Source organism: Paraburkholderia phosphatilytica, assembly GCF_003443895.1.
In the GTDB taxonomy this organism is placed as follows: domain Bacteria; phylum Pseudomonadota; class Gammaproteobacteria; order Burkholderiales; family Burkholderiaceae; genus Paraburkholderia; species Paraburkholderia phosphatilytica.
In genome coordinates this window covers 41,426-52,835 of record NZ_QQOA01000048.1, presented here as the reverse complement: position 1 = coordinate 52,835, position 11,410 = coordinate 41,426, and the positions used below count along the sequence as shown (strand labels likewise).

At 61.6% G+C, this 11,410-nt stretch carries 8 protein-coding genes and 1 pseudogene; 3 read left to right on the top strand and 6 right to left on the bottom strand.

Annotated elements, in window-relative coordinates:
* The 3 genes and pseudogenes from DVS29_RS32050 to DVS29_RS32040 form a co-directional block, all read right to left on the bottom strand.
* A pseudogene (locus tag DVS29_RS32050) lies at positions 1-495 on the bottom strand (RND family transporter); the annotation flags it as partial.
* 65 nt (positions 496-560) lie between these two features.
* Positions 561-2,390 carry a DUF1302 domain-containing protein gene (locus DVS29_RS32045; RefSeq protein WP_118184550.1) on the bottom strand — a complete coding sequence of 610 codons (1,830 nt, stop codon included), beginning with the start codon at positions 2,388-2,390 and terminating at the stop codon, positions 561-563.
* A 63-nt stretch (positions 2,391-2,453) separates the two neighbouring features.
* Complete coding sequence (locus tag DVS29_RS32040) at positions 2,454-3,815, bottom strand: DUF1329 domain-containing protein (protein WP_118184549.1); 1,362 nt, start codon at positions 3,813-3,815, stop codon at positions 2,454-2,456.
* Positions 3,816-4,473: 658 nt separating this feature from the next.
* On the opposite strand from DVS29_RS32040, the gene DVS29_RS32035 reads away from it, so the two are divergent.
* The 3 genes from DVS29_RS32035 (at position 4,474) to DVS29_RS32025 (ending at position 8,036) form a co-directional block, all read left to right on the top strand.
* Complete coding sequence (locus DVS29_RS32035; protein ID WP_118184548.1) at positions 4,474-5,919, top strand: aldehyde dehydrogenase family protein; 1,446 nt, start codon at positions 4,474-4,476, stop codon at positions 5,917-5,919.
* Between the two features lie 33 nt (positions 5,920-5,952).
* Complete coding sequence (locus tag DVS29_RS32030) at positions 5,953-7,296, top strand: aspartate aminotransferase family protein (RefSeq protein ID WP_118184547.1); 1,344 nt, start codon at positions 5,953-5,955, stop codon at positions 7,294-7,296.
* 176 nt (positions 7,297-7,472) lie between these two features.
* Positions 7,473-8,036, top strand: a complete 564-nt coding sequence (locus DVS29_RS32025; RefSeq protein ID WP_118184546.1) for a cytochrome b — start codon at positions 7,473-7,475, stop codon at positions 8,034-8,036.
* A 67-nt stretch (positions 8,037-8,103) separates the two neighbouring features.
* Here DVS29_RS32025 and DVS29_RS32020 read toward each other — a convergent pair whose 3' ends face one another.
* The 3 genes from DVS29_RS32020 to DVS29_RS32010 all read right to left on the bottom strand — a co-directional run bounded on the left by DVS29_RS32020 (position 8,104) and on the right by DVS29_RS32010 (position 11,405).
* Positions 8,104-9,237, bottom strand: a complete 1,134-nt coding sequence (locus DVS29_RS32020; protein ID WP_118184545.1) for a mannitol dehydrogenase family protein — start codon at positions 9,235-9,237, stop codon at positions 8,104-8,106.
* Positions 9,238-9,269: 32 nt separating this feature from the next.
* Positions 9,270-10,280, bottom strand: a complete 1,011-nt coding sequence (locus tag DVS29_RS32015; RefSeq protein ID WP_118184544.1) for a zinc-binding alcohol dehydrogenase family protein — start codon at positions 10,278-10,280, stop codon at positions 9,270-9,272.
* Between the two features lie 108 nt (positions 10,281-10,388).
* A complete protein-coding gene (locus DVS29_RS32010; RefSeq protein WP_118184553.1) occupies positions 10,389-11,405 on the bottom strand; it encodes an aldo/keto reductase in 1,017 nt (338 codons plus the stop codon).
* Positions 11,406-11,410: the final 5 nt, after the last annotated feature.

Sequence of the window (11,410 nt, the reverse complement as noted above, 5' to 3'; positions counted from 1 at the left end):
CGAGACGAGCGTGCCGATATAGCCGCCATCGGTTGCCGATTTCCGGATCTGCGCGACGATTGCCGGCGTCAGCTGCGGCGGCGTGATCGTGCCGTCGATGACCGGGCTCGCACGAAAGCCGTCTTCGGTAATCTCGTTGACGAACGCGTTCGGGGTCCACAGCGACTGCACGCCCTGCCGGTCGACGTTGGGCAGAAAAATGACCGCCTGCGTCACCTTGTACAGCCGCGTCAGACCCTGCGGCGTCCAGATGCTGCCGTTACGCGCGCGCACCACGACAGTGATGCGGTTCGCGCCGAACAGATCGTTGCGGTACTTCTGGAAGGTCTGGATGTACTCGTGGCCGATCGGCATCTGCTTCTCGAAGCCGGCTTCCATGCGCAACTGCACGGCAAACACGGCCATGACCGCGGTGAAGATGCCGATCGCAGCCAGCACGACCGCACGGTGCCCGAAGAAAAGTTTCTCGAGGCTGATGACAAAGCGATTCAACACGGCGCTATCCTTCAAGTAGATCGGCGGTGCGCATCAGTGCGCACCGCCTTGCTGCGCTTGCTGCACTAGAAATTGCGCGTCGCGAACAGGCCCACGAAGTTCCGGTCTGCGTACGGCTGACCAGCCCCACCGTGCCCGCCAAAAAACGCCGTGTAATTGATCCCCGCCTGCCACGTTGCCGGGTTCTGGTTGAACAGCACGTAGACATTCAACGACTTGGCGCTCTGCATGTAATTGGCCGTGAAGGTCGGCGTATAGCCGTACAATCCGTCGGTGAAGGTCAAGCCGGGTGTGACCTGCCAGCCCGGGATCAAGCTGCCGTCGTAGGTCCAGTTGAAATCGAGCGTGAGTCCCACCGAACTCGACGTACCTTCGCCGGCGACGATCGGGTAACCCAGGCCCGAACCGTTGTTCAACCACGTGAAGTAGCCCGAGTCCGCCACCTGATGCGCGGTCTGCCCATCGACGGTCCGTGTCACGCCGTTCGAGCTGAGCCCCGGGTAGTAGATCCAGGTCAGTTCCGCGGTCAGCACTGCCATGTCCGCGTGAATCAGCTTGAGAAACGGATACTCGCTCTGCGTGAGATTGAGCTGGCCGTTGATGTCGTACTGGAACTTCTTCATGTCCATCCACTGCGAACAGTTGACGCCAGAAATTCCATTCGTGTTCAGATCGAGCGCCCCGTTCGCACCGAAGCAGCTGGACAGCGCGACCGCATCACGCGGCCGGTACGACAGCTCCGTGCCGATCGCCCAGTCGCCGAGGCCAAAGTTCGCGCTGGCGCCGAACAACTGCCGGTTCTCGAGATAGCTGAACTGGCTGGTGCCATTGGCCAGGGTCGAGAGAACCGGCGATTTGTCGGTATAGTTTTCGTAGTAGAAGCCGAAATTCACGTCAATGCTTTTCGGCCGGTAGCTGAGCTTGATGCCGAACTGCGGCTTGTATTCCTGCGGCAAGGCGGTCGTCGTCAACACACCGAAGGAGTTGTATGGAGATCCCGCATACTGGCCGTTGAGGAGTCCGCCGTTGATTGCGGACAGCGTGGCCCCACTGCCGCTGTTCGATCCGGCGATGGTTCCCGCATCGACACCATTGACGTTTGAGTTAGTCGAACTAACCGTTGTGGCGACGGCTCCACGCCCGAAGCTGTTACCGACCGACCAGTACGAGCCGACAGGCGGATAGCGGTTCCCGTTCCACTGAAACTGATAGTAGGCTTCGGTACTGAAACCGTCCGGCAGACCAGCCGCGAAACTCAGCATCGGCGCGGGCAGAAGCGCCTGTTTCAGCTGCGTTCCCGGGATGAGGAGCTTCTGAATGTCGAGCGAGTTGGTCTGATTGATGCCGCCCGAGGCGAAATAACTCTCTCCCCAGTTGATGACCTGGTTACCCAGACGCACGTGCGCGGGTTGGCCATTGATCGTGAAGTCCTTTTCGCCCCACAGGTCGAGCAGCTGAACGGGATATTCCACCTGCGCGAGCGCCGAGCTCGACAGCGGGGTCCGCGCGGTATCGGCGACGAGGAAGTCGTACATCGCGGTACCGCGGATCATGAACTTGTAGCCTTCGCTCGGCATCGTCAGCAGCAGTTCGCTGGTCGCGCTCAGGTACGTACTGAACGGCTGTCCCTTCCTGTAGTTCAGGTCCCCGTCGTCGCCCGAGCCCCACTGATTGACGTTGGCCGCGGCACCGCAGCCGTAGGCGTTCGGGTCGCCCGTCAGCGAACAGCTCGGACTCTTGGTGCGGATACCCGCACCCGCCGTCAGATTCGATACCCACGAGCCGTTGAGATCGCCCAATCCTGTCGAAAAGTCGTAGGCCTCCGAATTCGTCGACACCACGCCAAGCCCCATCAGCGCAACGGAAACCGATGCGCGAACCGCTTTTGTTTTCATGAGTCTTCCTCTGGTCGCCAGGGGCCAGACGAGCGCTTCCGCTCATCGGGCCCACTGCCCGTATTAGCGTTCGCTGACGGAACGCAGGTTTTCAGGCGTGTAGTAATCCGAACGGAATTGTGGAGAACCCGACGACTCGAAGTACTGGACATCCTGTCCGTCACCGATCACGCTCTGATCCGTCACGTAACGACCGGTGACCAGGTTGTATTGCGAGAACGGTTCCACGTCGCAGGTTCCGCCCAGCTCCCAGATCGGGATCGGATAGCTTTCCTTGGTTTTCCAGAGCTTGCCCTGCGCGTCGTAGTCCTCGCCTGCAAGCGCCAGATAGGTGTCCTCGTCGAGATACAACACCTTCTTCTGCGAGATGTGCCGCATGTTGGGCTTGAGCGTGGCCTCCACCACATAGACCCGATGCAGTTCGTAGCGGCGCGCGGACGGATCGATCTGATCCGGCTTGAACACCTCGTCGATGTTTCTCTTGAAGTCGTACATCGCGAAGTCGTTGTACGGCACGTAGATGTCCTTCTTGCCCGCGAGCTTCCAGTCGAAACGATCGATATCGCCATTGAAGAGCCACGGCTCATCCACCGTGTACTGGTTCTCGAAGCCGATCTGCGGCGCGTCGTAGTTGTACGACGGCATGCGACGCACCCGTCGCTGGCCCGGGAAGTAATAGAACGCGGGGCTGTCGTTGTTCGCGAAATTGTCGGTCTGCACGAGAGCCTGTCCCGCGAGCGCGGCCGGCGTCTCATAGGCGAAGTAGATCGAATACAACCCTTCGTCGGCGGTCAGCGGATTCGCACCTTTCTTGCCCCACGGCATGTACACCACCTGGTGACTCGTCACCGAAATCCATTCGGAACTGCCGGGACGCGGCGACACCATCGTATTGAGCTTCCCCCACTGGATGCCGACGCCACGATAGCGCGCAAGGTAGTTCCACATCGCTTCCTGCCCAGTCCTGGCAGCGGGAAACGGCAAGCCAGGCATAATGGCACTCTGCAGGTGATCGCCGCTCGCATCGAGTTTGGCGGTACCCGCGTTCTTCTTCGTGTTTTCCTGCACCCAGTCCGGGTAACCGCAGTCTCGATGCGTCGGATACACGTCCATCCGATAGTTCTTGATCTGCTTGAACATCGCGAGTTGACCGGGCGTGAGATTCTGCGCGTACTGGTCGACGTTAGCCGCCGTGATGGAAAAGAGCGGCTTCTCGGATTTGTAGGGCGAATAGTCGCTTCTCACCTTACCCGGCGACCACCCTGCCGGTGTCTGTTGCACACCCTTAAACACGGGGATTCGGCCATCCGCGCTGCCCGCTTTTTCCGCCCCGCTGACTGTCAGGTCTCCTGACGACTGTGCCCAGGCCGCCGTGATCGCAACAGCGCATGCGACCGCAAGACCTGCCTTGAGATGAAACTGCATGAGAGATCTCCCGTAACCATGAACTTTCCCGCGACCGGATCAGCGATCGGCTGTGACCTGCCAGCATCGAACGAAGCGCGGCATGGGCGGCGCACCTTCGATGCATGGCGCCCATTATTCCCAGAATAAAAGATTCGTCAACACGTTCTAGCCGACTTATCGCGTAGGTACTTTCTCTAATCCCTCAATTCGGAACTGTTAAAAATTACGGTCGACTGACGGGTACACTGGGCCGCGCGCCGTTTAAGGCAAGGCATTCGCCGGCGCGCGAGATCTCCACGCAGAATCTTTCAAATTGCCAACAGCACGCCTGGCGTTTTTCGCTGCAGTCCCGGGACCACGACCAGGGCCGGGAAAATCCGCTGCGCGCCTGGCGATCGGTGTCAGCCAGATAATCAATACATCTAAGTATTTCTGGCGAACTCGCGCACCGCTCCGGCCTCCGAACACGGTGTCGCCGCGTTCCCGCCTCCCCCACGCCCGCAGGGTATTCCCTGGCCCGCGAGCCAGGCAGCGATTGCCGAAAGTGGACAAGCCTCCACAACTCGTGGACCTACAGTAGAGCCGAGCTGGACGCATGCCATCGCACACGAATCGCCAGCTTTCAAAGCCGTCTGGCAATCCATGCCGGAACCTCACCCCGACGCACGCAGACACCATGATTGATCTTCAGAACCTGATTGACGGCCGGCGCTGCATGGCGCTGTCCGGCAGCACCTTCGAAAAGCACGCACCGGCAACCGGTACGTTGCTGGCCCACGTGCCGGCCTCGAACGCCCGAGACGTCGACCTTGCCGTGAAGTCGGCGCATGCCGCGCTGCGACACGGCCCGTGGGCAAGCGCAGGCGCTGCCGCCCGTGCGCGCTGGCTGCACCGCCTTGCCGATCTCGTCGAACGCGAGACCGACGCGCTGACCGCTCTGCTTGCGGACGAACAAGGCCGCCCCCAGGTCGAGATGCGCATGATGGACGTACCGATGAGCGTCGACACGCTCCGCTACTTCGCAGGCTGGGCCGACAAGCTTGAAGGCCGCGTGATCCCCACCGACGGATTCATGGGCCGCCCAACGCTGAACTACACCCAGCGCGTGCCTGTCGGCGTCGCCGCCCAGATCATTCCGTGGAACGCGCCGCTCATGATCGCCGTCTGGAAACTGGCGCCCGCGCTGGCCGCCGGCTGCACGGTCGTCATCAAGCCGTCGGAAGACGCACCGCTTGCCGTGGCGAGACTGGGAGAGTTGATCAGCGAAGCCGGCATTCCGGACGGCGTGGTCAACATCGTGCATGGCCTGGGTGCGGAGGTCGGCCCGGCGCTGGTGGCACACCCCCTCGTGAACAAGATCAGCTTCACCGGCAGCACCGAAGTCGGGCGCACGATCGCCTGCGAAGCGGCACGCACCTTCAAGCGCGTGACCCTCGAGCTTGGAGGCAAGGCGGCGCAGATCGTGTTCGCCGACGCCGATCTCGAGCAGGTCGTCCCGGCTCTGGCGATGGGGATGTTCGTCAATCAAGGACAGACGTGCGCCGCCGGCTCCCGGGTGCTGGTCCATCGCTCCATCGCTCAAGCCGTGGAAGCACGGCTCGTCGACGCGGCGCGCGCCATCCGCGTAGGACCGCCGTCGGACACCACCTCCCGGATGGGCGCGCTGATCAATCAACGCCACCTCGCGCGGGTACGCGCGCATATCGATGTCGCCCTCGCCGAAGGCGCAATCAGACTGGCGGGCGATGAAGCGGTTCCCGACAGCGGCTGGTTCATGAGGCCGACGATCCTCGGCGGCGTGCAGCCCGGCATGCGCATCGCCCGCGAAGAGGTGTTCGGTCCGGTCGGGATGGTCATTCCCTTCGACACCGAAGATGAAGCCGTCGACATGGCCAACGACACGTTGTTCGGCCTGTCCGCTTCGCTCTGGACTCGAGACATCGCTATCGCACACCGCGTCGCGCAACGTCTGGATGTGGGCGCCGTCGCAATCAATTGCTGGAGTCCACTCGATGCGCGTCTGCCCTGGGGAGGAACCAAGCACAGTGGCATCGGGCGCGATCTGTCGCGGGCTGCACTGGATTCCTATCTCGAGGAAAAGGTCGTCACCGCGGCACTCTGATTTTCGTCAAAAACACTTCGTGAGCGATACACCATGAACTATCAAAACCGTCAAAAGCGCTTCTGGCACCCGATGAGCTCGGCGGCCGCCGGCCATTCGACGCCGACCGTCGTCATCGTCCGCGGGGACGGCAATCACATTGTCGACGCCGACGGGAACCGCCTGCTCGATGGCGTCGGCGGGTTATGGAACGTCAACGTCGGCCATAACCGGCCGGAAGTGAAAGCGGCGATCGCCGCGCAAATGGATGAACTCTCCTACTACCAGACGTTCGACGGTGTGGCGCATCCGCGGGTCTACGATCTGGCGGATCGGCTCTGCGAAATGTTCAGGCAGGAGGATATGCAGCGCGTGATGTTCGGCAGCGGCGGTTCGGACGCCGTCGAAACCGCGTTGAAGATGGCACGCCAATACTGGGTCGCCGCCGGCGAGCCGTCGCGCACCCGATTCCTGTCGCTGCGCAATGGCTACCACGGCGTGCACATCGGCGGAACGTCGGTCGGCGGCAATGGCGTCTATCACTATAACCACGGTCCGCTGCTGCCGGGCTGCGTTCTTCTCGATACGCCATGGCTCTATCGCAACCCGTGGGATTGCGAGGACCCCGAGCAGCTCGTCGCGCACTGTATCAAGCAACTGGAGGAAGCCATTGCATTCCATGGTGCGCAGACCATCGCAGCGTTCATTGCGGAACCGGTGCAAGGTGCCGGCGGCTTGATCGTGCCGCCAGCCGCGTATTGGCCTCGCGTCCGGGAAGTCTGCAACCGGCACGGCATCCTGCTGATCGCCGACGAGGTCGTCACCGGGTTCGGCCGCGCCGGCAGCATGCTGGGAAGTCGCGGATGGGGGGTTGCACCGGACATTCTGTGTCTCGCCAAGGGCATCTCCGCCGGGTACGTTCCGCTGGGAGCCACGATGTACAACAAACGCATCGCGCAAGCCATTGAAGGTGGAAGCGGATTCTCGCACATGGTGATGCATGGCTATACGTACAGCGGACATCCCCTCGCCTGCGCGGCATCGCTCGCGGTGCTCGACATCGTCGAAGCCGAGGATCTGCCTGCCAACGCGGCGCGCGTCGGCAAGCATCTGCTCGAACAACTGCTGCCGCTGCGGGACGAATTCGAGACCGTGGGCGATGTGCGCGGGAAAGGCCTGATGCTGGCACTGGACCTCGTGACCGACAAAGCCAGTCGCACACCGCTCGATCCGACCGAAGGGTTCGCGGCACGCGTGGCCGATGCGGCGCGCAAACGCGGTGTACTGGTGCGCGCCATCGCGAACAAGGTGGTCATGTCTCCGCCGCTGACCCTGAAACTGGAGGAAGCGGATCTGGTGTCGCGGACCTTGCGCGAAGCATTGCGTGAATGCTGTTGAGATTTGCGTTAGTGCGATTGCCCACGCTTGCCCGACGGGTACATGAACGTTCCGCCGGGCACGCGTGCGCTACATCCTCACGGGCAGATTGACGCGCGAGGCTCGTACAGACACCAGTGGCAAGGTCGGAATGCCCGCCGACATTGCGTTTCATTCTTCAAGGAAGGTCAGGCGATATGGATACTCAAGCCAGCGATTACACCGGGGTCAAGTACCCCATCCAGCTGCGGCTGCTTCACTGGGTCCGGGCGGTCCTGATCATCGCCCAGTTGTGGATGGGATGGACCATGGTCCGACTGAACGACGCCGTTCCCGCCAAGTTCGACTGGTACTACCCTACGCACAAACAGTTCGGCATTCTCACGCTACTGGTCGTACTCGTACAACTGGCGATCCGCTCGATGAAGACCCTGCCGGCTCCGCCTGCAGGGCTCGCGACCTGGGAAAAGAAGTGTTCCAAAGCGGCTCACTATCTGCTGTACGGCCTGGCAATCGTGGTGCCGCTGATGGGTTACTCCATGTCCAGCACCTACACGCAAAGCGACGGCGTACCGTTTTTCCTGATCCAGCTTCCGGAGCTACTCCCCAAGAACGACAACTGGTTCAGAGTATTCCAGTGGTTGCATCGAACGCTGGCTTACACGCTGCTCGCACTCATCGTCCTGCACGTGCTCGGTGCGCTGAAGCATCGATTTCTCGATGCGGATCCGCGCAACGATGTCCTGCGCCGAATGCTATAGGAATGCGAAAACAAGGATCGTTTATCGGGCGTTCACTGGATTTCGACCATCAACTTCCGATGTGTTGTTAGAAGAGCCCCTGCTTTTCAAGCAAGCCACGCAAGCGCGGCTGAGCGTTCGACATCGACAGCGAATCCGCGAGTTCGATCAGAGGCAGTACCCGCCTTTTAATCTTCGCTGCATGGTTTTGCGCGATGTCCGAAATCCGGTGGTCGAGATACGGATTGCTGAACCGATCTCGAACGCTGGTCAGGTAGTCTTCGGCTTGACTCCGCATGCCCAACGTCGCGAAAACAGGCAGGACTTCCTCTTGCCAGACGGATTCGACTTCAGCGCGCATCTGCGAATCCTGCATCGCATCGAGCACCGTTTCGGACAGCGACCGCTGCCCGGTGAGCCACTGTTCTGCAAACCAGCTGTGGCCGAGGTTGAGGAAGAACAATTTCAACCGTTCGTGGCTTCGCAGGTCATCCGTCAAAATCATGCTTTCGTGCGTGCAGGGCAGCTCCATTCCCGGACGTCGCTCGATCGCCCAGAGTGCATATGGCTCGGCTACTGCCCCCACGGGATCGATCGGCTCCGACACGATCCGGTCCACGAGCGAATTCACCCAGATGCATTGATCCTGAACGTAGGCGAGGAAAGCGTCGGGCAATGACCATTGCATGGCCAGGCTGAGCACGATCCCGCGCAGCGCATCCCCGTTGTTCTCCACCAGTTCGCACGGGAAGATCGACACCCCGTCGCAGGCGCGTTCGCGCCAGCGCGAATGAAGCAAAGCGAGAAGCTTCGCGGGGTAGCTGCGGGGCACGGCACCGTCATGCGAAAGCAGAACCGCCGAGTCGCGCTCGTCGAGGCGATAGCCCGTGTCGCCGGTGTTCGACACGATGACCCGCACCTCTTCGATCGCCGCGCTGCGAACTGCCGCCCAGTCCCGATCGGCGATCCACGCGTCACGAATGGCACGGCAGACAACGGCTTTATCGATGACAACGCCCCGCTCTCTCCCGCGGATGCGAACCGGATAGCCGTCCTGCCTCGACAACGCGGCCACACGCGCGCGACTGGCGGGGTTGGCAGTCGTCTGCACGACGCTGATTCCGCCGATAGCGTCGCCGCGCTCCAGCGCTTCAGAAACGAATAGCGCAACATGCGCCAGCAGGAACCGGCTCGTACCGAACTGAAGTATGGGTTGACTCATGCCAGCTGTCCCGAACGATCCATGGAATGTGCTCAGCACTCCACCAACGCTTTCACCACAGTCTGCCCCGGATCCAGCAGGCGAGGAAACGCTTCGGGAACATCGGCAAGCCGCATTCGATGCGTATTCAGCGCCTGATCCGGAATGCGGCCAGCGCGCATCGCGTCCAGCACGGTCTCGAAGTCGGCGGTGGTCGCGTTGCGGCTGGCAAGCAAGGTGGTCTCACGCTTATGAAACTCCGGATCCGAAAACGTCACCTGCCCCGGCACGATGGAGATCAGCGTATAGGTGCCGCCGTGCGCCACGAATCCGAATCCGCGGTTCATCGCATCGATGTTGCCTGTCGCGTCGAAGACGACATCGAAAAACTCGTTGTTCGTGAGCGACGCAAGCTGTTCGCTGTCAGAAGGGCCGACAGCGACAGCAGCGTCTACCTCCAGTTCAGATTTGCAGAACGCCAGACGATCGGAACGCGTATCGAGACATGTCACATTCGCGCCCCGCAGCTTCGCGAAGATCATCGCGGCCATGCCGATCGGGCCAGCCCCGACCACCAGCACGCGTTGATCGGCCAAGACGTTCGCCCGTCGCACCGCATGCGCGCCGATGGCCAGAAATTCGAGCATCGCGGCCTGGTCGAGCGTGACGCCTTCGGCCTTGTGCACGAACTGCGCCGGTACGCTGAGGTACTCGGTGAGCGCGCCGTCACGATGCACGCCCAACACCTTGACGTCGACACAACAGTTCGTCTTGCCTTGCCTGCACGCGACGCAACTTCCGCACGACAGGTACGGCATGACGTAGACGCCATCGCCGGGAGCGAATCCCGAGTCCTGGTCGGCCTCGACGACCACCCCGGAAAACTCGTGCCCCATCACGCGCGGGTACTTCAGATAAGGCTGGTTGCCCGTAAAGATGTGCAGATCGGTACCGCAGATTCCAACGCGGGACACGCGTAGCAATACCTCACCGGCGGCTCGCGCCGGTGTGTCGGTCTGCTCCGCGCGTAGCACGCCGGGTGATTCGCAAATGACGCTAAGCATAGGGAGTTCCTTGTGATCAAATCATGCGTGGCAAAGCTGATGGCAAATCGGCGCCCGCGGCGCTTACCGCTCGTCTCGCGAGTTGCGAGCAATCCCGATATGCATGCGTCACGCGTGGCCCTTGGGAACAGGCGCATTGGCGGCAATCAGTCCTTCGTCGCTCAAGGCCTGCCAGTACTGCTGCGGTATCGGACGCTCGAACCATGCGATGTTCTGCTGCAATTGCGCAACGCTGCGCGCGCCCACGACGCACGAAACGACAGCCGGGTGAGCAAAAGGGAATTGCATTGCAGCCGCCGGCAGGGGGACATCGAAACGCCCACACGCTTCGGTTAAGCGCTGCACCTTCTTTACGACTTCGGGAGGCGCATCGCCATAGTTGAATTTGCCATTGCCGGCCAGCACGCCGGAATTGAACACACCGCCCACAACGATAGCCGTGCGGGCCCGCACGCAAGCGTCGAGCAGCGGTTCGAGCGCTGTCTGCTCGAGCAGCGTGTACCGGCCGGCCAGGAGGACGACATCCAGGGGCGCCTCGTTCATCGCATCAACGACGATTTCCCACTCGTTGACACCGAGGCCGATCGCACGGATCGCGCCGCTCTCGCGCAACTGTGTCAATGCCCGAAAACCACCGCCTTCGGTCAGTTGAGCCCAGTAGTGCCGGTGATTCTCACCATGGGTCATGGCCCCGATGTCATGCACGTACAGGATGTCGATGCGAGCCACCCCGAGCCGCTGCAGACTATCTTCGTAAGAGCGCATGATGCCGGCGTAGCTGTAATCGAAGACCGGCTGAAAGGGCAACGGCTCGGCCCACCCATCGTCTCCGGGCTGCACGCCGGCATCGGGACGCATCAGTCGGCCCACCTTCGTGCTCAGTACGAAAGCGTCTCTGTCATGCGCCACGAGCGACTGTCCAACGCGGCGTTCGGAAAGCGTGTATCCGTAGTATGGCGCCGTATCGAGGTAGCGCAGGCCAGCCGACCACGCAGCATCGACGAGCGCCTCTGAATCGGCCGACGAGATCGGACGGTACAGGCCGCCGAGCTGAGAACATCCGAGACCCAGGGCCGTCAGTTCTACTCCACTGCGCGGCAGGGTACGCATTTCGCGAGCATTGATCATCG

Excerpts from the sequence above, each read along its gene's own strand:
- DVS29_RS32030 (WP_118184547.1), top strand. The coding sequence starts at position 5,953 with ATGAACTATCAAAACCGTCAAAAGCGCTTCTGGCACCCGATGAGCTCG.
- DVS29_RS32020 (WP_118184545.1), bottom strand. The coding sequence starts at position 9,237 with ATGAGTCAACCCATACTTCAGTTCGGTACGAGCCGGTTCCTGCTGGCG.
- DVS29_RS32025 (WP_118184546.1), top strand. The coding sequence starts at position 7,473 with ATGGATACTCAAGCCAGCGATTACACCGGGGTCAAGTACCCCATCCAG.
- DVS29_RS32040 (WP_118184549.1), bottom strand. The coding sequence starts at position 3,815 with ATGCAGTTTCATCTCAAGGCAGGTCTTGCGGTCGCATGCGCTGTTGCG.
- DVS29_RS32045 (WP_118184550.1), bottom strand. The coding sequence starts at position 2,390 with ATGAAAACAAAAGCGGTTCGCGCATCGGTTTCCGTTGCGCTGATGGGG.
- DVS29_RS32015 (WP_118184544.1), bottom strand. The coding sequence starts at position 10,280 with ATGCTTAGCGTCATTTGCGAATCACCCGGCGTGCTACGCGCGGAGCAG.
- DVS29_RS32035 (WP_118184548.1), top strand. The coding sequence starts at position 4,474 with ATGATTGATCTTCAGAACCTGATTGACGGCCGGCGCTGCATGGCGCTG.